The sequence below is a fragment of the Paenirhizobium naphthalenivorans genome, from assembly GCF_007992095.1.
GTDB classification, from domain to species: domain Bacteria; phylum Pseudomonadota; class Alphaproteobacteria; order Rhizobiales; family Rhizobiaceae; genus Allorhizobium; species Allorhizobium naphthalenivorans.
Map to the genome: position 1 here is coordinate 16,970 of NZ_BJZP01000022.1, position 21,000 is coordinate 37,969.

The window sequence follows — 21,000 nt, forward strand, 5'->3', positions numbered from 1 at the left end:
TCAGTTCTCGCTGTCCCAGACGAGAACCCGGATGGGGGTCGGGTCGAAGCCATTGCAGGGATTGTTGACCTGCGGGCAGTTGGAGATGACGCAGAGCACATCCATTTCGGCCACCAGCTCGACATAGTCGCCGGGGGCGGAAATACCGTCGACGATGGTCATCTCGCCGTTCGGTTTGATTGGCACATTCATGAAGAAATTGATGTTGGGGACGATGTCGCGCTTGCCCATGCCGTATTTCGACACTTCCAGCGCGAAGTTGTCGCGGCAGGCATGCAGGTACTTCGTGCCGTGACCGAACCGCACGGTATTGCTCTCGCAGGAGCAGGCGCCGGCGGACGTATCGTGCCGGCCGCAGCTGTCGGCGGTCATGGTCAGTATGACCCGACCTTCGTTGGAGATGATCTTTGTGCCGGTGCCGATATAGGCGGCACCCTGCGAGCGCATCGTATCCTGGCTGGAATAGCGCTCGGCGTAGTCGTCGGCGCGGTAGAACAGCGTGTCGATGGCCTGCTGGCCGTAGCTGTCCTCGATCCGCACGGTCTGGCCCTTGCGGATGATGCCGGACCAGGGCTTTTCTGCCGGAATGCGGTGGTCCTGCACGGCGTTTTCCGGGTTTCGGCTGGTCGAGGTCTGGATAAAGGTGTTCATGGTTCCGTTCCCCCTGTCAGGCCGTTGCAAAAGCGTTGTTTTCAAAACCGCGAACGGCTTCCGCCGTCGCCGTGCGGCAAAGGTCGCCGGCTTCCGGCACGACGGCCGCGAGCCGCGTCACGGTCACTGGCTTCGGGGCGCAGACGGGGTTCGGATCAAGTGGGTGCGGGCAGTTTGAAAAACCGACGGTCATCTCCATCTCGGCCCGCAGGTCGATATAGTCGCCGTCGTTCATGAGCTCTGGGCGCCACTCGAAGCGGCCCTCGCTATCAACGCGAACTGGGGCAAAGAGGCTGAGCGCTGCAGGAATATCGCGTCGGTCGAGCCCCAGCTTGGTCGCGAGCAGAATGAGGTTGTCGCGGGTGTTGCGGGTGATCGCATCGGGATATTTCGCCGCGTTCGACTGGGTGTTCGAGCCGCCCATCAGGCAGTCATGGGCGGCTGAACTGTCTTCCGTGATCGAGAACATCACGCGCCCCATGTCCGAGAAGATGACGCGGCCCTTTCCGAGGCCGGTCGTCCATTGGAGCTTGACCGTATCCGGCAGGTTCAGCCGTTCGCTCGGCTCGGAGGCCTTCCAGGCAACCATCGCCAGGCTGGAAAAGCCGGCATCCAGGCTGATGCGCAGTGTCTCAAAGGGCTTGACACGGGTCGACCAGTACCAGCCGCCCGGAATGATCTCGCGGTGGATGATGCTGGCGGCATCGGCAACAGGCGCCGGTAGCGGGCTCTTGCCCGGCAGGGCCGTCGGGGCGAATTCCAGGCCCTTTTTCTGGTGTTCCTCATAACGCGCCCGGTTGGCGGCGATCTCCTCGGCGGAGCGGCGGATATGCATGGCAGTCTCCTATGGACAATTGACCGGGTCGTCCCGGTGTTTACCCGAAGAAGCGACCGGGCCGTCCCGGTCTGGGCGAATGAGCGAGGCCTCGCCGGCACGGCGTGGCGGCCAGATGGTGATGTCCTTGCTGATGATGGCGCCGTAGCGCTCCTTTTCCTCCGGTCGGTCGCGTGGCCGCTCGAAGGCGATGACGCGGGTGGCAAGCGTGAAGGCTTCGCGCATGTCATGGGTCACCATGACCACGGTCATCGGGGCCTCGTGCCACAGGCGTTTCATCAACACATGGATTTCAGCACGGATGCCGGGATCGAGTGCGCCGAAGGGTTCGTCGAGCAGCAGCACCTTGGGCCGCATGATCAGCGCCTGGGCAAGCGCCAGCCGCTGCTGCATGCCACCCGACAGCTGGGCGGGATATTTGTCCTCGCTGCCGGCAAGCCCGACTTCGGCGATCAGCGTCCTGGCTTCATCGACCGCCTGACGGCGAGCGGCACCGAAGAGCTTTGCAGTCAGGCGGGAGCCCTGCATCTCCTTGCCGAGCAGGACATTGCCAAGCACGGTCAGATGCGGGAATACCGAATAGCGCTGGAAGACGACACCGCGATCCGGACCCGGTTCGTGAGGCAGCGGCTCGCCATCGAGCAGGATGCTTCCGCGTGTTGGCCGCTCCTGGCCCAGCAGCATGCGTAGAAAAGTGGTCTTGCCGCAGCCGGAAGGGCCGACAAGGGCGACAAAGGCGCGCGGTTCTATATCGAGCGATATGTTCTCCAGGACGATCTGGTCGCCATATTCCTTCCAGACGTTGTCGATCTTGATCGCGCTCATGCCTGTTTCTCCAGTTCTGACCAGGGAAACAGCGATATTCTCAGGCGATCGAGCAGCAGGTCGGTGACGACGGCCAGCAGGGTGATCCAGAGGACGTAGGGAAAGATGACATCCATCGCGAGGTATCGGCGCACCAGGAAGATGCGGTAGCCGAGACCGGAATCGGAGGAAATCGCTTCCGCGGCGATCAGAAACAGCCATGCGGGGCCGAGCTGCAATCTGATGCTGGTGATGAGGCGCGGCAGGATTTGCGGCAGGACAACCCGCAGAGCAATCTGCCAGGAATTGCCGGATAGCGTTTCGGCCTTGATGATCTGCTCTCGCGGCAGCTCCAACACCTTCAGCGCCAGGTCACGCACCATGATCGGCGCCACGCCGATGACGATCAGCGTGATCTTCGAGGTTTCGCCGAGGCCCATGACGATGAAGAGGATAGGCAGGAGCGCAAGCGGCGGCACCATGGAGACGGCGGCGACGAAGGGTGAGAGCAGGGCGCGCAGATAGGGCAGCATGCCGATCGTCATGCCGATGAACAGGGCAATCAATGTCGATATGCCAAGCCCTGAAAACAGCCTCACCAAGCTTACAGCCGTATCGGACCACAGGATGTAGTCGCCTGTGCGGGCGTCGGGAATGAAGGCCACACGGTTGATGGCATCGGCAAAGCCGGCAAGGCTTGGCAGAAGCTTGTCATTGGCGTTTTCCGCCAGTCGGGTGGCCGATCCTGCGGCATAGGCGATGACCACCGCCCCGAAGGGGGCAAGGGTCAGTGCCAGGCGCGCGCCACTGCTTGGCCGCGAATTGATCCAGCGCATAGCAAAGTCTCCGCTCTGAAGAGGTGTGGGGCGGCCGGAACCATTGACGGCTCCGGCCGGCTTGCTCTCAGAGCGTGCCCTTGGCGGCTGCATCCATGAAGGTGTTGGTGAAGCGGAACTTCACATTGCCCTTGTCGCCGAGCACCGAACCATCGGGCATTTCGATGCCGATCACGTCGGCCGAGGCGGCGCCATTGCCGAGCAGGCCCTTGTCGAACAGGAAGGTCCTGACCAGATCCATGGTCTTCGGCAGATCTGCCGATGCGGTAAAGGCCACGGCATCAGCCGCCTTGTCGAACAGTTTGGTGGCGGCCATCTGGCTTTCGAAGCCGGCAAGATCGGTGCCGGAGGCAGCGCCCATGGCTTCCCGTGCGGCCTTGCCTTCAGCTGTGTCGGCAGTCATCAGTGCGGCGGTCTCGTACCAGATGCCGGCGAGCGCCTTGCCGAAATCCGGATTGTCCTTCAGCACATCGGAATTGGCGGCCATCAGGTCGATGATCTCACCGGGGACCTGCGCGCTGTCGAAGACCTTCCTGGCCGAGGGATCCTCCATGATGCTGGCGACCAACGGGTTCCAGGTGACCACGGCCGTGACGTCGGCCGACGTATACGCGCCGACCAGATCGGCGTCTGACGTGTTGACCACGGTGACGTCGCGCTCGGTCATGCCGACGCTTTCCAGCGCACGGGCGAGCAGGTAGTGCGAAACCGAGTATTCGACCAGATTGACCTTCTGGCCTTTGATGTCGGCAAGCTTATCCCTGTCCTTCAGGATAACGGCATCATTGCCGTTGGAAAAATCGCCGACGATGACGGCTGTCGTGTCGACCCCGCCGGCCGCCGGAATCGAAAGCCCGTCCATATTGGTCAGCGTCACCGCGTCGAAGGCACCCGCGGTATATTGATTCATGGATTCGACGTAATCGTTGAACTGGGTGACTTCGATGGTGAGGCCGTATTTGTCGGCCCATTTCTTGACGATGCCGTGATCGGCGGCATAGCCCCAAGGCATCCAGCCGACATAGATCGACCAAGCCACCTTGAAATCGGTCTTCGGCGCGGCGGAGGCTGGTGCGGCAATGCCAAAGGCTAGCGATGCTGTCAAAGCGGTGATCGAAAGAAGTCTCGAAAAAGTCTGCATTGAAATTCCCCTTTTTGCGTAGTTTGAAAAAGGGATCAGCACAGACCAAAACGTTGCCAATCCCTTGGCTAACGAGGTCTCCCGGGTTTTTATCCCGCCGTGCACCCGGTGGGATGTCTCCCGCACCGGTGGCAGCTCTCGGACCAGACATGCCTATCAGGCATCGGAACCCTAGCCGCCAACTCGGAACATGAGACGCAATCAGCATGCCAATTTTCAAGTGTTTGATTTCGTTGTGATATGTATCTTTAGCTGTTGCTGAATAATTGGGCAGTGCAGACCCGTGGAGTGATTTTCGCTTAAAATTTATGCGGCCGTATTCTTCCCCCTTGTGTCTGCGGGGCGCTGCGAACGCGATAGCGACACGCCGTTTTTCAATGTCAGTACGAAAATGGATTCTCTCGCCGGGCAGCCTCTCTCCGAGATTGTGGACGTCTCTCTCAGAGGGTGGCTTGTTGCTTTCAGACATTTCGGGACGGTCGTTGCAGAGCCAGCTTCCCGGCAATGCCGTTGCTGTTTGTATTTGTTCACCATACGGCGACGCAGTGGCGCCATATGGGTAGCTTGACCTGGCGGTTTGGCGCTCTATTTAGCAACGTTCGATATTGGCGAAAAGCTGTAGTCGATTCTCAAATTCCAAGGATTGCTAGCCTAATGCTCAAATCCGTCTTCATCGCAATCATTACGATTGCCGTTGTCGCTCTGGCCGGGTTTGGTATCTATGCCTACCATTCTCCGCTGCCCGCAATGACCGCCGAAGAACGACCGACATTCGACGCCGCGACGATCGAGAAGGGCCGTGTGCTGGCTTCGGCGGGATACTGTTCCACCTGTCATACCGCAGAGGGCGGCCAGCCCTATGCGGGCAATTACAAGATCGAGACCGCGTTCGGCGCGATCTACGCGTCCAACATCACGCCAGACCCCGATACCGGTATCGGCACCTGGTCTCCGGAGGCCTTCCGCCGTGCTATGCATGAGGGTGTCGACCGCGAGGGTGCGCATCTCTTCCCGGCCTTCCCCTTTGACCACTTTGCCAAGATGACGGACGAGGACGTTGATGCGATTTACGCCTATGTGATGAGCAGTGTTCCGCCGGTGAAGGAGGAGACGAAGGAAAACACCATTCCATTCCCGCTCAACCTGCGGATCCTGCAGGCCGGGTGGAAGCTGCTCTTCGTTGATTTCGGTCGCTACGAGCCGGATCCGGCAAAATCGGCGGAATGGAATCGCGGTGCCTACCTTGTCGAGGGCATTTCGCATTGCGGTGCCTGCCACACCCCGCGCAACGCCGTGGGTGCCGAGATGACGAACGCGAAATTCGCCGGCGCCGAGATCGACCGTTGGATCGCCCCGGCGCTCACTGCCGCCAACCCCTCTGCCTTGCCGTGGACCGCATCCGAATTCACGCAGTATCTCGAGACCGGTTCAGGCACTTATCACGGCGTTGCCGCCGGTCCGATGGGTCCGGTCGTTCATGCCGGCTTGCGGGAACTTCCGAAGAGTGATCTGGAAGCAATCGGCGCCTATCTCGGTGACGTGGTTGGAGCGCCCGCCGCTGATCCGGCCAAGAACCCGATCGTTCAGGCAAGCCTTGAAGCCGGACGTCCCGACCAGACCTATCGCAAGGATCTTGGCGAGCGGCTCTACGCAACCGCCTGCGCCTCCTGTCACTATAACGCAACGAGCGTTGTCGCGGGGCGTCCTGACCTGGCGATCAATTCGGCGACGCGACTGGACCAGCCGACAAACCTCATCCACGTGATCCTGGACGGCGTGAATGCCGCCAGTGGTACAAAGGGTGTGGTTATGCCGGCTTTTCGCACGGCGCTCTCAGACGAAGAAGTCGCTGCCATCGCCGGCTATCTGCGCGACAAGCGCACTGACCTTGCCCCGTGGTCCGACCTTGTCGGCAAGGTTGCTGAAATCCGTGCCGAGGCTGCCACGAAATGACAAGGACATGACCATGATCGAGTTCACCATCAACGGACGCGCCGTCAAAGTCGACGTGGAGCCTGATACCCCGCTGCTCTGGGTCGTTCGTGACGAGGCCGGCCTAACCGGCACCAAATTCGGCTGCGGTATCGGCATGTGCGGCGCCTGTACCGTCCATGTCGGCGGGCGCGCCACTCGTTCCTGCATCACCCCGGTTCAGGATGTGGCGGGTGCCGAAATCACCACAATCGAGGGGCTTGATGCAGAAGGGAACCATCCCGTCCAGCAGGCCTGGCGCCATCTGCGGGTGCCGCAATGCGGGTACTGCCAGTCCGGGCAGATCATGCAGGCAGCGGCCTTCCTGCAGGACATACCCAATCCGACGGACGACGACATCGATGCCGTGATGACGGGCAACCTCTGTCGCTGCATGACCTATAACCGCATCCGCGAAGCCGTGCGCGAAGCCGCCGCCGCGATGAGAGGGGAGGCCACCAATGGCTGATACCGTGCGTTTTTCATCCCGCAAGAGCGATGGCCCCGACCTCAGCCGTCGCGGCTTCCTGATCTCCATGTGTGCCGCCGGTGCGGTGTTCGGCTTCCCGCAGAAGGGCTTTTCCGCAATGAACCCGGCCGTGGCCGGTGGTTCGCCGATCGAGGCGGTGGGCGCACGCTACGAGCCCGCGATCTGGTACTGGATCGACACGCAAGGCAAGGTCAACGTCAACATCATCCGCGCCGAAATGGGGCAACATGTCGGTACGGCGATCGCGCGCATCCTGGCCGATGAACTCGGCGCGAACTGGGACGATGTGCATATCGAGCATGTCGATACTGCCGCCAAGTGGGGCCTCATGGTCACCGGTGGTAGCTGGTCGGTCTGGCAAAGCTGGCCGGTCTATCGCCAGGCCGGAGCCGCGGGACGCATCGCGCTTGCCGAGAAGGCCGCTGAACTCTGGGGCATTGACGTCTCCGAAATCACAGTCACCAGCGGCACGGTTTCGGCAGGCGACCGTACTGCGACCTTTGGTGAACTGGTCGCCGCGGGCATCACCCGCAGCTTTACCGAGGATGAACTGAAGGCACTTCCGCTCAAGCCCCATTCCGAACTGACGTTGGTCGGCAAGGACGTGACTGCCCTCGACATCGCCGGCAAGACCACTGGTCAGGCGATTTTCGGCATCGACGCCAAGGCGGATGGTATGGTTTTCGCTGTGCCTGTTCTGCCGCCGACCCGCTACGGTTCGGAGATCACCAGTATCGACGACAGCGCGGCGCGAACCGTCAAGGGTTACCAAAAGACGCTGAAGCTCGACGATCCATCCGGAACGGTGCCAGGCTGGGCGATGGTGATCGCCGACAGCCACTGGGCTGCGTCCAAGGCCGCCGAGCGGGTCAAAGTCGAATGGAAGGCCGGTGACGCGACCAAGGTGAGTGAAGCCGACATTCAGGATCACGCCCGCAAGCTGATCGCTGACGAAAGCAAGGGTGCCGTGCTTGACACGGGCGATACCGATGTCGATCCGGTCTTCGCCAAGGCGGCGGATACGGTCGAGGCTGAATATACGACGGCGACCGTCCTGCATTTCCAGCTTGAGCCGCTGAACGCGCTTGCCTTCCTCAATGCGGACGGTGTCTGGGAGATCCACACTGGTAACCAGTGGCAGTCGCTTGCCCTTCCATGGTTGCAGAAGGCTCTGGGCGTTGATGAAAATGGCGTCATCATGCGCAGCTATCTCCTCGGTGGCGGTTTCGGTCGCAGATTGAATGGCGATTATGCCGTGCCGGTTGCGCTCGCCTCCAAGGCGTTGGGTGGCAAGCCCGTCAAGATGGTGATGTCGCGTCCCCAGGACGCGTTGTTCGACAGCCCGCGTTCGCCCTCGGTGCAGAAACTGCGCATGGCGTTTGACGAGAACAAGAGCGTCATCGCCATGGATTCGGCGATTGCCGCCGGCTGGCCGACCAAGGTGATGATCCCGGTGTTCATGCCAAAGGGCGTGAACGGCGAGGCCTACGATCCTTTCGCGGCCGATGGTATTGATCACTGGTATTCGGTTGGGGCCCAGCGGGTGCGGGCGATTTCCAATGATCTCGCCGAAAGCACCTTCCGCCCCGGTTGGTTGCGCTCGGTCTCTCCAGGCTGGACCAACTGGGCGGTTGAGAGTTTCATGCATGAGGCGGCCGCCAGGACTGGCAAGGACCCGCTGCAGTTTCGTCTTGACCTCCTGACGGCCGAGGGCCGCAACGCCGGCTCCGCGCCGAATTCCGTCGGCGGAGCCTCGCGTCAGGCCCATGTGCTTGCGCGTGTCGCCGAACTTTCTGGCTATGGCAAGGCGGCGCTGCCCGCAGACACGGCCATTGGCCTAGCGACTACCTTCGGCCAATCGCGCTCCATGCCAACCTGGGTGGGCGGCGCGGCGCAGGTCCACGTGGACCGCAAGACCGGGCATGTCGATGTGCAGAAGATCTGGCTGGTCGTCGATTGCGGTATCGCGGTCGATCCCGATGGCGCTCGGGCGCAGTGTGAGGGTTCGGCACTCTGGGGCCTTTCGATGGCGCTCTACGAAGGGACCGAGTTTCAGAACGGTCTGGTGCGCGACCGCAATCTCGACAGCTATACGCCGCTCAGGATGATCGATGCGCCGGAACTGGTGGTGGAGATTGTTGAAAGTACCGAGGTTCCGGTGGGGCTCGGCGAACCGGGAACCACTGTCGTGGCGCCTGCGGTCGGCAATGCCATATTCGAGGCTGTCGGTGTTCGCCTGCGACACCTGCCCATCACCCCCGAGGCGGTGCTTGCCGCTTTGAAGGCCTGACATGATCCGCCGCCGGATTGACGATCCGGCGGCGTTACTGCCCCAAGTGGGGGCTCCTGTGGGAGATTCAGGCGCCGTCGGCGGGCCGGTTACCTTGTTGTCATTGCCGAGCGCGGTGTTGGACGCTCCTCTACGTGACGGGCTATCTGTGTTCAGCATAAATGCTGCATCTCCCTTGCGAGACGTCTTCTTCTCTCCGCTTCCGTATTGATCGGCGTGCGGCGGTTCATTCTGCCCTGACGGCTGGTCCGCATTCGGCTTTTCCCGACCCCAAGAAAGCGCTTCAGAGAGCATTGACAGATGCTCCACGTCACGCAATCATTTGTGTACGAACAATGGGCACAAAGACCCGGGGAACGTCATGTCTATTCTGGCTGAAGAGAGCCGGCAGCCAATGTCAGGATTGGCTTGTGCGGAGCCGTGTCTTGCCCCGATGAGGGGTTTCGGAGCGCTAGGGCATGCGAATGGCCAAGTGCCTCCGTCAGCCTGGAAAAACGCATGATTGCCCGGCCGGTCACACTTCAGGTCAATGGGGAAATCCACCGCTTCGATCTTGCTCCGGATACGCCGCTCCTGTTTGTCCTGCGCAATGACCTTCAGCTCAACGGGCCCAAGTACGGGTGCGGACTTGGCGAATGCGGTGCATGTGCGGTGCTCGTCAATGGCCGGGCCACGCGGTCCTGTTCGATCTCGGTTGCCGCCGCCGAGGGGCGCGAGATCGTGACGCTGGAAGGCTTGGCTCAAGGGGACGCGCTCCACCCGGTGCAGCGGGCCTTTGTCGAACATCAGGCGGCACAATGCGGCTACTGTCTGAACGGCATGATCATCGCCACCGCCGGACTGCTCAACCGCATTGCCGAGCCGCAGGAAGCCGACATTCGAGCGGCACTGAAAAATCACCTCTGTCGCTGCGGAACCCATATGGAAATCCTCGCTGCCGCGCGACGCGCCGTCGGACTTGTGCATGAAGAACGAAAGGCGGAGGTGTCGTCATGACGGGACCGCGCGAGGCGTCGCTCGACGTTTATCTGAATGCGCCTGAAGCGTTGCTGGTTGTCCGCTCGGGCGCCGACAACACAAGGACCCTTTATCTGGCTTTCGATCGCGATGGCCGGATCACGGCGTTCAATGGTCATGTCGATCTTGGAACGGGTATTCGAACCGCCTTGGCGCAGATTGTCGCCGAAGAGCTGGATGTGCCTTTCGAGCGGGTCACCATGGTGCTTGGTACGACCACGGTCGCGCCGGACCAGGGGCCGACGATCGCCAGCGAGACCATTCAGGTGGCGGCAATTCCCCTGAGGCAGGCGGCTGCGACCGCGCGGCGGCATTTTTTGGAAAAGGCTGCGGCGCTGCACGGACTGGACCCCGCCGATCTCATGATCGAAGAGGGAGTGATCCGGCCGAAGGCTGATACGAACTGGATTTTGAGCTTTGACGAACTGGTCGCCGGCCAGCATGACCGGATCGAGATAGACCCGGCAGCACCGCTGAAACCGGTCGCTGACTACCGGCTGGTCGGAAAGGCCCAACCGCGCAACGATATTGCCGCCAAGGCAACCGGGCAGTGGACCTATGTGCATGATGTCCGCGTTCCCGGCATGCTGCACGGCCGGGTCGTACGGCCGCCCTATTCGGGCTTCGACAGTGGCGATTTTGTCGGCAACAGCCTGATCGATGTCGACCGGGAGTCCATCGGCCATCTTCCAGGCATCGTGGCCGTGGTTGTGGATGGCGATTTCATCGGGATCGTTGCCACGCGCGAGGAATTTGCCGCACAAGCAGCCCGCGAGCTCAAGGCGACTTGGTGTGCCTTGCCGGAGATCGGCGACCTCAACGAGCCGGAAGAACCGCTCAGGCTCAACCGTTCGACGCCGCGCGTACTGCGGGATGAGGGGGATGTCGAAAGGGCGCTGGGAGCCGCGTCGCCATTGATGGAGCGGACCTATGTCTGGCCTTACCAGATGCACGCCTCCATCGGTCCGTCCTGCGCGGTGGCCGACTGGCGGCCCGATCGCCTTGTCGTCTGGTCAGGTACACAGAACCCCTTTCCCATGCGGCGTGATCTGGCGCTGTTGCTCGGCATGCCGGAAAGCGCCGTTATCGTCGAGCGCATGGAGGCGGCAGGCTGCTACGGCCGCAATTGCGCCGACGACGTCACGGCCGACGCGGCGCTTCTTTCCCGTGCCGTCGGCAAGCCTGTCAGGGTGCAGTTGACCCGCGAGCAGGAACATGCCTGGGAGCCCAAGGGGGCGGCCCAGGTCATCGATGTGCGCGGCGGGCTGGACCTCGATGGCGGGCCGGTGGGCTATGACTTTGATACGCGCTATCCGTCCAATCTGGCGCCGACGCTGGCGCTTATCCTGACCGGTCGCGTGCCCAATAGCCCGAACGTGGCCGAAATGGGCGATCGGACGGCGATCCCGCCCTATGCCTTCGGCAATATGCGGGTGACTGTACACGACATGCCGCCGATCGCGCGGGCGTCATGGTTTCGCGGCGTATCGGCGATGCCGAACTCGTTCGCTCACGAGAGCTTCATCGACGAACTGGCTGCGGCTGCCGGCGTCGACCCGGTCGAGTACCGGTTGCGCTATCTGACCGACCCACGGGCTGCCGATCTCGTGCGGGCTGTCACCGAGAAGGCGGGCTGGACGCCGCGGACGCGACCGGGAACGGCGGGCGGCGAGGGCGATCTGCTCTATGGACGCGGCTTTGCCTACGCCGTCTATGTGCATGGCAAGTTTCCCGGCGTTGCGGCCGCGTGGTCGGCCTGGGTCGCTGATGTGGCAGTCAACCGCAAGACCGGCGAGATTGCCGTCACCAAGATCACGGTGGGGCAGGATTCCGGGCTGATGATCAATCCGGATGGCGTGAAACACCAGATCCACGGCAATGTCATCCAGTCCCTAAGCCGGGTTCTGAAGGAGAAGGTGAGCTTTGACGGCGCGAGTGTCGAGAGCGTCGAATGGGGCGGTTATCCGATCATGACCTTCCCGGAGGTGCCGGATATCGACGTACTGATGCTGCCCAGACCAGACGACGAACCGCTCGGCGTCGGCGAGTCGGCTTCTGTTCCCAGTGCGGCGGCCATCGTCAACGCGGTTTATGACGCAACAGGCATTCGCTTTCGGGAACTGCCGCTCACGCCGGACAAGATCCTCGCGGCCTTGCGCGAGCAGCGCGGGGAGTTCCTGGAGAAACCCGCGAGCGCCAGGTCCGCAAAGCGCGGTGGATGGTGGAGGGTGCCCCTTGCTCTTGCGGGCATTGCCGGCGCTGTGGCGGGCGGCATCACGCTTGCCTCGCCGATACGCAGCGCATTTGCCCCGATAGCCAGACCTGATCCGGGGGTCTTCAGTGCCGCGACGATCGAGAAGGGACGTCTCATCGCCGCTGCCGGCGCCTGCAATGTCTGCCATGTCGGCGTTGATGGCACCGCCTTTGCCGGTGGACGGCCGTTCCAGACACCGTTCGGCACGGTCCATGCAACCAATATCACTCCCGATCCGGCCAAGGGGATTGGCGCTTGGTCCTATCCGGCCTTCGAGAGGGCCATGCGCCAGGGTGTTTCGCGCGACGGGCATCATCTCTATCCGGTGCACCCCTATGCGGCGTTTGCCGGTGTCGAGGAGTCCGATCTGCAGGCACTTTACGCCTATCTGATGACTCAGGCGCCGGTGGCGATGGTTGCGCCCGAGACGCGGCTCAAGGCGCCTTTCAACATGCGCGGGCTGATGGCCGGCTGGAACAGTCTCTATCTCGATCCGAAACCATTTGCAGTCGACCCGGTCAAATCGGCGTCCTGGAACCGTGGCGCTTATCTGGTGGAAACGCTTGGCCACTGTTCCGCCTGCCATACCGAACGCAATGTGGTGGGCGCGGAAAAACGCGGGACGGCGCATTTGGCGGGTGGGTTCGTTGATGGTTGGGCGGCGCCGTCGATCAATGGTGCGGGCAGCGGGCCTGTCGGCTGGACGCAAACCGCGCTGTTTGACTATCTGCGCAGTGGCCATTCGGCCGATCATGGCAGCGCCGGTGGGCCGATGGCCGATGTCGTCAAGTCGCTGTCCGCCTTGCCGGACGAGGATATCGCGGCGATGGCCGACTATCTGACCAGCCGGGGCGAGGCGGTGACGGTCGAGGAGGCGGCTCACCAGAAGGAGGCCCGGATGGCGGCGGCGGATGCTGCCCGGTCAAGGGCGCTCGACCTTTCTCCCAATGGTGCGCGGATTTTCGAGGGGGCCTGCGCCTCCTGTCACGAAAGCGGCTCACCGCTGGCAAACCTCGCCTTCAACACCAGTCTGGCCTCCAGCCGGCCAGACAATCTGATCAACGCGATCCTGCATGGCACGGAGGCTCCAGCCGTCCTGACCGCGCATGCCAGTGCGAAGGATCTGGAGATCATGTCGATGCCGGGATTTTCCGGCAGTCTGAGTGATCGCCAGATCGGGGATCTGCTTGCCTATCTGAGGGCCCGGTTTGCGCCGGAGGCGGCCGGTTGGACTGACTTGGCGGCGACCGTTTCGCGCATCCGTGCGGTTGGTGCCGGCGGTTAGTTAGAGCACTTAGCCGACGAAGGCGCGCTCGATGACGAAAGTGGCTGGTGCATTGTTGGCGCCTTCGATGAGCCCAAAGCCCTCCAGCATGGCCTTGGTGTCCTTCAGCATCGCCATGGAGCCGCAGATCATGGCGCGGTCTTTTGCCGGCGAGATGTGGGGAAGGCCTGTCTGCTCGAAGAAGGTGCCGCCGATCATGAGGTCGGTGATGCGTCCCATCCGCTCAAACGGCTCGCGTGTCGTCGTGGTGAAGAGCTTCAGGCGACCCTCGACCATCTCCCCGACCAGTGGATCGTTGACCAGATCCGTGACGAGATGGGTGATATAGGTAAGTTCGCCGACCTCGCGGCAGGTCTGGACAAGGATGACTTCCTCGAATTTCTCATAGGTCTCGGGATCGCGGATCAGGCTGGCGAAGGGGGCGACGCCGGTGCCGGTGGAGAGAAGATAGAGGCGCTTGCCGGGGACGAGCGCATCATGCACCAGCGTGCCGGTCGGCTTCTTGCGCATCAGGACGGTGTCGCCGGGCTTGATCTTCTGCAGGTGTTCGGTCAGCGGACCGTCCGGCACTTTGATGGAATAGAACTCGATCTCTTCGTCCCACGCCGGGCTGGCAACCGAGTAGGCGCGGAAGACTGGCCGCTCGGCATTGGGCAGGCCGATCAGCACGAACTCGCCGGAGCGGAAACGGAAGCTGGCCGGACGGGTGATGCGGAAGCGAAATAGCCGGTCGGTGAAATGTTCGACCAGCACCACCTTTTCGGCGAAGACATTGTCCGGGATCGGGAAAGCCGGCGGGCCACTGGGGGCGGCATCCGGCTCCGTCAGCCGGTGATCGATGATGCCTGAATCCGTCATGCTTAACCCCGCGAATATCATTTGTATACGAATGAATATTTGCGCGGTTGCGGGCAAAGGTCAAGCCGTCTCAGCCGACGGTTGGCGTGGACAGGAGCCAGAGGCCGAAAACGGTGTAGAAAACCATCACCAGCGCCAGGAATATCTGGCTTACGGTCGCGCGGTGCGGAGGGGTGAAATATTGCAGGGCGATCATGTGGGCGAGAAGAATACCGATGCAATGGCCGACAACGATGATGATGGTCTGCGCCGCCCACAGTCGCTTGACGCCTTCGATGTCGATCAGGAACGAGGCCGTGACGTGCCATTCCGCGGTGCCGAACAGGTTCCAGCCCAGAGCGAAGGGGTCGGATATGACCGCATAGAGATACTGCCCGTTCATCAACATCAGGCTCAGATAATGGGCGCCATGGAAGGCGATCGAGATCGGTACGATGGAATAGACGAGGTGGCTGGCGAGCTTCAGCATGGCGCCGAAGGATCTTTCTCCTGCGATCCGGGCGCCGAGCAGAACCGCTGACAGATACAGAAGCGCCAGAACCATCGGTGCGGCGATCAGGCCGAAGGTGTTTGCCACCGTGACCGCGCTTCGGCCGGGAAATTCAAGGGGATTGATGCCGATCGCCGAGAGCCAGGTGAAAGTTTCCGAAAAACCGTCGAAGGAGGCTGTGCCGAGGGTGAGGAGCAGAAAAAGGGCGGCCGAGATCGGCGGAGGCGCCAGATCGACGCAGCGCTGGCCGGGCCATGACAGGCGGATGGTGCCTCTTGTTTCTTCATCGCTGGGTGGACTTGCGGACAATGGCGCCAGCAGGCCGATCATGCGGAAGTAGACGGAAAAGGGCTCGCCCCTTTTCGTCCATTCGGCTTCGCCAAACAGGATCATGGCTGCGAGCGTCAAGACCCAATAGGTCGTAACCGCAAGAGCCAGGCCCGACGGGTCTTCCGGGGCAAGGGAAATGAGTTCGTACCAGGCGAACAGGAAAAAGACCGCGATGGCGGATGTGTAGCCCAGCGCTGGCGGCAGGGTGAGGAAAGGCGTCTTTCCGAGTGGCCGATCACTCAGCTTGCGCAGCAGCGCCAGTGGACCGGTCCAGGGATTGAGCCAGGGCCAGAGATTGCCGAGGACCGCCTGCAGCAGCGTGAAGGCCACCCAGAAAAAGGTCCAGACGAACAGGGGCAGAGGGTTTTCCAGCGGATCGCCGGTGGAATAAAGACCGGTCGCCACGAGAAAGGCAAGGAAGAGGAAGCTTAGCAGGCTTGTTGCTGTGACGGGCGGCAAGAAAACGCCGGAAAAGATATGCGAGGCGCGCGCCGCTCGGGCGAACCAGCCCTCAGGGAGAAGAAGGAGTATGGTAAAGGAAGCGGCGACCGCGATTGCGCCGCCCGTCAAATAATATTCCGTCGGCAGCAGCATGACCAGACCGCGTTCGGTGCCGTGGGCGCCGGCATCCGTGGCCATCACTGTGGTGGAAAGGGAGGCTAGAGCGAAATATAGCGGCTTCAGATTGTGGACGCGGCGACTATTATCGAACAACATACAGTGTCCTTCTCCAATCAGAATGACGTGCCGCCAACGGAACGTGAAAGCGCCTTTGACAATCCCCCGGACTGGGTCATCATCCTTTTGCCGACCAAACCGCCAGGATGGGACGTGGGAGAACGTCAGGGAATGCTCAATTCATTCGCATACAAACAGGGTTGTGATTCCATGTCCATTCCCACGAACTTAAATTCGAGTGATACGGAGAGCCTTCTTGTCAATTCTCAAACATCGTGATTTGTTAGTAGACGAACGATCCGCGCATCAGAAAGACGGACGTCATTTCCACTAAGAGGGGAAATTTCATGACCGATAAGATCATCAAGCCTAAATCCAGTTTTACCCGCCGCTCGACGCTTCTTGGAATGGGGGCGGCCGCGGGTGCCGGCCTTGTGTCCTCTGTTGCGCCGGGGTTCGTTCGCTACGCGCAGGCCCAGACCTCCGCGCCGATCAAGCTCGGTTTTGAGTGTCACCGCACCGGCATCGGCGCGTCCTACGGCCGCTGGTACGAGCGTGTGGCGAATGCCGCCGCCAAGATCATCAATGAGGAGGGCGGCATCAATGGCCGTCCGGTCGAACTCGTCATCGAAGACGATGGTACCGACCCGAAGCGCGGTGCCGAAGTGGTGGAGAAGTTCGCCACGCAGCACAAGGTCGATGCCGTTTTCGGCACGCTGTTTTCCCACGTTGTCGTCGGTGCCGCACCGCGTGCCGGCGAGCTGAAGATGCCGTATCTGGTTGTCTCTGAAGGCACGCATGTCTCCTCCGGCAGCCTCAACCGCTACTGCTTCCAGCCCGGCATCTGCGATGTGAAGAGCCAGGTCATCTCCATGGCGCCCTGGATCACGCAGAATCTCGGCAAGAAGGTCACGATGATCTTCCCTGACTATGCCTTCGGCTATGACCACCGCGACAACCTCAGCGCCTCCATCAAGGCTCAGGGCGGCGAAATGCTCGAGCTGATCGCCGTGCCTCCGACCGAGACCTCGTTCACGCGTTATCTGCCGCGCATTCCGTCCGATACCGAAGTGCTCTACCATGTCATGGTCGGCCCGGCGGTTCTGACCTTCGTGACCGAGCTTGGCCAGTTCTATGGCTCCAAGCGTCCTGAGATTTTCGGCTTCATCGACAGTATCGAAGCCGTGGATCTTGCCACACCGCAGCTTTCCTTCCTGGAGGGAACCTATTTCTGGGAAGGCATGCCGCGCTATGCCCAGAAGGATCAGTCGCAGTGGGACAAGCTCTATCGTGCCGCCGTTGGCGTCGACGACAATGGGGCGAGCCTGGCCGATCCCAAGGATATTTCCACTTACGCCCATATGTTCGGCGTCTGGGAAACCTTGTTCACCATCAAGCAGGCCATGGAAATGGCTGGCTATGCCGGACCGGAGGACAAGGCCAAATTCATCGAGGCGCTCGAGTCGATCGAGAAGTTCGATGAGGGACGCGACCATCCGCAGGGTGACAAGATCTTCAACGGCAAGAACCATCAGTGCTATGGCCATCAGAACATCTCGAAGGTCGAAGAAAGCCGCCTGAATGTCGTACACCGCACCTCGATCGAGGATGGAATGTACGAAGTCACGGCCGATTATACGAAGATGGCGCTCTGACTTTGCGGACGCTCGGTGAGCCGTAAGATGTGGCTCGCCGATTTCTCCGCCTGATCGCTCTTTCCCTTCCATTTTCGACTGGTAACCTGCAGGCGCGGGCGACATGGCTCGTGCTTTAGGAGCAAGACTTTGGCATTTGGTCCATTTTTATTGCTGGCAACGCTGGAGGGGCTGCTTCAGGCGGCTGTCCTGACCCTCACGGCGCTCGGGCTTTCGCTGGTCTTCGGCGTCATGCGCGTTGTCAATGTCGCCCATGGCGAGTTCTATATGCTCGGCGCCGTCGTTGCCTGGTGGGTGACTTCGACGATCGGCCTGCCTCCTGCGATCGCCTTCTTCGTGGCGTTGATCATCAGTCCGATGGTGGTCGGAGCGGTGGCCCTTACCGGTGAGCGCCTCATCCTCAAGCGGCTCAACTACAATCCGGAATCGACCATCGTCGCGACGATCGGCATGCTCTACATCATCCAGCAGACGGTGCTGCTCACCTACGGTCCCGATGCGCGCCCGGTGACCGCGCCGTTCTACTACCGCATACAGCTGCCGTGGTTCGGCTATTCAGGCTACAATCTGTTCGTGATCGCGGCTGCGGGCGTTCTGCTTTTGCTGGTCTGGTTCGTGCTGAGCCGGACGCGGCTGGGGCTTGTTATGCGAGCGACCCAGTTCGACAGTGAAACGGCACAAGCCTTCGGCATTCCGATTGAGCGGGTCTACGCCTTCGTCTTCGCCGCCGGTGCCATGCTCGCGGCCGTGGCCGCAGTGCTGATCGTGCCGATCCGTCAGGCCCATTATCTGATGGGGCTCGATCCGCTGCTTCTGTCCTTCATCGTCGTCATCATCGGCGGACTGGGCAGCCTGCGCGGCACCGTTGTCGCGGCCCTTCTGATTGGTTTGAGCGACGGCATTATTTCGGTGTTCTTCTCGCCGACGCTGGCGAAGATGATCTCGACCCTGCTGGTAGCGCTGGTGCTGGTCTTCAAGCCGGAAGGGCTTTTCGGAGCGAAGGCACGATGACGAAATCTCACTTCGGTCGCGTTCTGGCGCTTCACCTTGGTCTCGTCGCCCTGCTGTTCGGTTTGCAGTTTGTGCTGCCAGACTATCACCACCTGGCAATGACCCGCGTCATGGTGCTTGCGGTCTACGCCATGGGCTACAACATGCTGTTCGGTTACACAGGGCTCCTCAGCCTCGGCCATGCGATGTTTTTCGCGGCCGGTCTCTATGGGGCCGGACTGACGGCCTATTACACGGACTGGGGCGTTCCTGTTGCCTTCCTGATCGGCATCGCCTCCGGTTTCGCCCTGTCGCTGGTGATCGGTCTGATTTCCCTGAGGACGACCGGTGTCGCCTTCATGATCGTCACTATGATGTTTGCGCAGGTGGCCTATCTCACGACCACCTACTTCACCGACTTCACCCGTGGGGAAGAAGGTCTGACCATGCCACAGGCGGCACGCAGCTTCGATCTGTTGGGCCTGCATGTCGATCTGACCAACGCCGCGCAGCGCTATAACCTTGCGCTCGGGCTGCTGGTTGTCGCGCTGGTGGTCATCTTTGCCGTCGTGAAGGGCCCGATCGGCAGGGTGCTGATCGCGATCCGGGAGAACGAGCCGCGCACCTTGATGCTTGGATATGACACCTTCCGGCTGAAGCTGGTGGCTGTGGTGCTCTCCGGCACGATCTCGGCAATGGCGGGTGCGGCCTACGCGCTGCTGTTTGGCTATATCGGGGCGACCTTTGCCACCATCCAGTATTCCATCGAGCCTTTGCTGTTCACCCTGCTCGGTGGCGCCGGTACCATTCTCGGGCCGCTGATCGGCACGGCCGCCATGTTCTACATGATCGACATCGCCAGTAATTACACGGCCGCCTATCTTCTGGTGACCGGTGTCGCGCTGGTGCTGCTGGTTCTCTACTTCCCCAAGGGCATCCTCGGGACGATCCGTGAAAGGTGGTGGCCATGGCTTCCGTGACCCTGCTCAAGACGAAGGGGCTGACGCGCCATTTCGGTGGGCTGAAGGCCGTGAATGAGGTCGATTTCGAGATTCGCGAGGGCGAGATCCGCGCATTGATCGGCCCGAACGGCGCCGGCAAGACGACATTCGTGTCGCTGCTGTCCGGTCGCATCGCGCCGAGCGCCGGATCCATCGAATTCCTCGGTCGCGACATCACGAAAGATCCCGCCCACAAGCGGGTGCGCGACGGCATTGCCTACACGTTCCAGATCACCAGCATCTACCCGGGACTGACGGCTTTCGAGAATGTGGCGTTGTCGGTGCAAAGCGCCCAGCGGCGGGCACCGAAACCGGCCGGACTGTCGGCGCGTGACCTCTTGCATAGGAAAACGCGCGATGCGCTGGAGCGGGTCGGTCTCGGCGAAAGGGCTGGGGATCTCGCCGGCACGATGTCCTATGGTCACCAGAGGCTTCTGGAGGTCGCCATGGGGCTGGCGCTCGAACCCAGGCTGCTCATCCTCGATGAGCCGACCCAGGGGCTTTCCGATGGCGAGATCGAGAATTTCTGCGCGCTGGTCAAAGAGATCGCCCGCTCGGCCACTGTGCTGCTGATCGAGCACAATATGCCGGTCGTCATGCAGCTTGCCGACAGCATTACGGTGCTCGACCATGGCGAACTGCTGGCCAACGGTACGCCGGAGGAAATCCGCGCCAATAAAACCGTGCAAGCGGTCTACCTCGGAGCTGACTGAGATGCTGGAAGTCAAGGACCTCGATGTCTATCACGGCAACAGCCAGACGCTTAAAGGTATGTCGCTTTCGCTCGCCAAGGGCGAGGTTCTGTGCCTGCTCGGGCGCAATGGCGCGGGCAAGACGACGACGCTCAAGGCGATCATGGGGCTGATGCCGGCGCGCGCCGGCAGCGTGAGGCTCGAGGGAGAGGAACTCACGAAGCTCTCGCCCCACGAAGTGCCAAAACGGGGGATCGGCTATGTCCCGCAGGGGCGACGGCTCTTTTCTGAGCTTACGGTGCGGGAAAATCTCGAAATCGGCCTGATGACACGCAAAAGCCCGCGCTCCGTGCTGGAGGAGGCGCTTGCACTATTTCCACGGCTGGAGGAACGGATGGGCCAGGTGTCAGGCACACTGTCCGGTGGCGAGCAACAGATGCTGGCAACCGCCCGGGCGCTTTGCATTGATCCCTCCGTCATCCTGCTGGACGAGCCGACCGAAGGCTTGATGCCGTCGATGATTGCGACCATTCGCGAGGTGGTAATGACGTTGCGCGATCGGGGCAAAGCAATCCTGTTGGTCGAACAGCGGGTCGAGGCCGTGCTGTCGGTTGCCGACCGGGTCTGCTTTGTCGAGAATGGCAGGGCGCAGGCTGTCATGCCGGTGCAGGCGCTGAAGGATGATCCGTCGCTGCTCGGTCGCTATGTCGGGGTCGGCTAAGATGGCCTCGA

The 21,000-nt window shown here is 61.5% G+C and carries 17 protein-coding genes and 1 riboswitch; of the genes, 10 read left to right on the forward strand and 7 right to left on the reverse strand.

Going from position 1 to position 21,000, the window contains the following annotated elements; all coding sequences use genetic code 11:
- The 5 genes from RNA01_RS17800 to RNA01_RS17820 form a co-directional block, all read right to left on the reverse strand.
- On the reverse strand, positions 1-651 hold the full coding sequence (locus tag RNA01_RS17800; RefSeq protein WP_147181560.1) for an urea amidolyase associated protein UAAP2: 651 nt from the start codon (positions 649-651) through the stop codon (positions 1-3).
- Positions 652-667: 16 nt separating this feature from the next.
- On the reverse strand, positions 668-1,486 hold the full coding sequence (locus RNA01_RS17805) for an urea amidolyase associated protein UAAP1 (RefSeq protein ID WP_147181561.1): 819 nt from the start codon (positions 1,484-1,486) through the stop codon (positions 668-670).
- A gap of 9 nt (positions 1,487-1,495) precedes the next feature.
- Positions 1,496-2,311 (reverse strand): ABC transporter ATP-binding protein, encoded by an 816-nt coding sequence (locus tag RNA01_RS17810; RefSeq protein ID WP_147181562.1) that lies wholly within the window; start codon positions 2,309-2,311, stop codon positions 1,496-1,498.
- Positions 2,308-3,126, reverse strand: a complete 819-nt coding sequence (locus RNA01_RS17815; RefSeq protein WP_147181563.1) for an ABC transporter permease — start codon at positions 3,124-3,126, stop codon at positions 2,308-2,310. Before RNA01_RS17815 ends, RNA01_RS17810 begins: the two co-directional genes overlap by 4 nt.
- 67 nt (positions 3,127-3,193) lie before the next feature.
- Positions 3,194-4,267 carry a putative urea ABC transporter substrate-binding protein gene (locus tag RNA01_RS17820; protein WP_147181564.1) on the reverse strand — a complete coding sequence of 358 codons (1,074 nt, stop codon included), beginning with the start codon at positions 4,265-4,267 and terminating at the stop codon, positions 3,194-3,196.
- A 76-nt stretch (positions 4,268-4,343) separates the two neighbouring features.
- Positions 4,344-4,453, reverse strand: a riboswitch (guanidine-I (ykkC/yxkD leader).
- Positions 4,454-4,921: 468 nt separating this feature from the next.
- Between RNA01_RS17820 and RNA01_RS17825 the strand changes: the two genes are divergently transcribed.
- The 5 genes from RNA01_RS17825 (at position 4,922) to RNA01_RS17845 (ending at position 13,574) form a co-directional block, all read left to right on the forward strand.
- The gene (locus tag RNA01_RS17825; protein ID WP_147181565.1) at positions 4,922-6,220 is read left to right on the forward strand and encodes a c-type cytochrome; all 1,299 of its coding nucleotides are present in this window, start codon (positions 4,922-4,924) and stop codon (positions 6,218-6,220) included.
- A 13-nt stretch (positions 6,221-6,233) separates the two neighbouring features.
- Positions 6,234-6,707 carry a (2Fe-2S)-binding protein gene (locus RNA01_RS17830; RefSeq protein ID WP_147181566.1) on the forward strand — a complete coding sequence of 158 codons (474 nt, stop codon included), beginning with the start codon at positions 6,234-6,236 and terminating at the stop codon, positions 6,705-6,707.
- On the forward strand, positions 6,700-9,018 hold the full coding sequence (locus tag RNA01_RS17835; RefSeq protein WP_147181567.1) for a xanthine dehydrogenase family protein molybdopterin-binding subunit: 2,319 nt from the start codon (positions 6,700-6,702) through the stop codon (positions 9,016-9,018). The genes RNA01_RS17830 and RNA01_RS17835 overlap by 8 nt, the downstream gene beginning before the upstream one ends.
- A 498-nt stretch (positions 9,019-9,516) precedes the next feature.
- Positions 9,517-10,014 (forward strand): (2Fe-2S)-binding protein, encoded by a 498-nt coding sequence (locus RNA01_RS17840; protein WP_147181568.1) that lies wholly within the window; start codon positions 9,517-9,519, stop codon positions 10,012-10,014.
- On the forward strand, positions 10,011-13,574 hold the full coding sequence (locus tag RNA01_RS17845; protein ID WP_147181569.1) for a molybdopterin cofactor-binding domain-containing protein: 3,564 nt from the start codon (positions 10,011-10,013) through the stop codon (positions 13,572-13,574). Before RNA01_RS17840 ends, RNA01_RS17845 begins: the two co-directional genes overlap by 4 nt.
- A 9-nt stretch (positions 13,575-13,583) precedes the next feature.
- Here the strand turns inward: RNA01_RS17845 and RNA01_RS17850 are convergent, their stop codons facing one another.
- Positions 13,584-14,432 carry a ferredoxin--NADP reductase gene (locus tag RNA01_RS17850; protein WP_147181570.1) on the reverse strand — a complete coding sequence of 283 codons (849 nt, stop codon included), beginning with the start codon at positions 14,430-14,432 and terminating at the stop codon, positions 13,584-13,586.
- 70 nt (positions 14,433-14,502) lie between these two features.
- Complete coding sequence (locus tag RNA01_RS17855) at positions 14,503-15,969, reverse strand: hypothetical protein (protein WP_147181571.1); 1,467 nt, start codon at positions 15,967-15,969, stop codon at positions 14,503-14,505.
- Positions 15,970-16,277: 308 nt separating this feature from the next.
- On the opposite strand from RNA01_RS17855, the gene RNA01_RS17860 reads away from it, so the two are divergent.
- From RNA01_RS17860 to RNA01_RS17880, 5 genes are all read left to right on the forward strand, one after another.
- Positions 16,278-17,585, forward strand: a complete 1,308-nt coding sequence (locus RNA01_RS17860; RefSeq protein ID WP_147181572.1) for an ABC transporter substrate-binding protein — start codon at positions 16,278-16,280, stop codon at positions 17,583-17,585.
- Between the two features lie 129 nt (positions 17,586-17,714).
- On the forward strand, positions 17,715-18,596 hold the full coding sequence (locus tag RNA01_RS17865; RefSeq protein WP_147181573.1) for a branched-chain amino acid ABC transporter permease: 882 nt from the start codon (positions 17,715-17,717) through the stop codon (positions 18,594-18,596).
- A complete protein-coding gene (locus RNA01_RS17870) occupies positions 18,593-19,555 on the forward strand; it encodes a branched-chain amino acid ABC transporter permease (RefSeq protein WP_147181574.1) in 963 nt (320 codons plus the stop codon). The genes RNA01_RS17865 and RNA01_RS17870 overlap by 4 nt, the downstream gene beginning before the upstream one ends.
- Complete coding sequence (locus tag RNA01_RS17875) at positions 19,543-20,289, forward strand: ABC transporter ATP-binding protein (RefSeq protein ID WP_147181575.1); 747 nt, start codon at positions 19,543-19,545, stop codon at positions 20,287-20,289. The genes RNA01_RS17870 and RNA01_RS17875 overlap by 13 nt, the downstream gene beginning before the upstream one ends.
- Before the next feature lies 1 nt (position 20,290).
- The gene (locus RNA01_RS17880; protein ID WP_147181576.1) at positions 20,291-20,989 is read left to right on the forward strand and encodes an ABC transporter ATP-binding protein; all 699 of its coding nucleotides are present in this window, start codon (positions 20,291-20,293) and stop codon (positions 20,987-20,989) included.
- Positions 20,990-21,000: the final 11 nt, after the last annotated feature.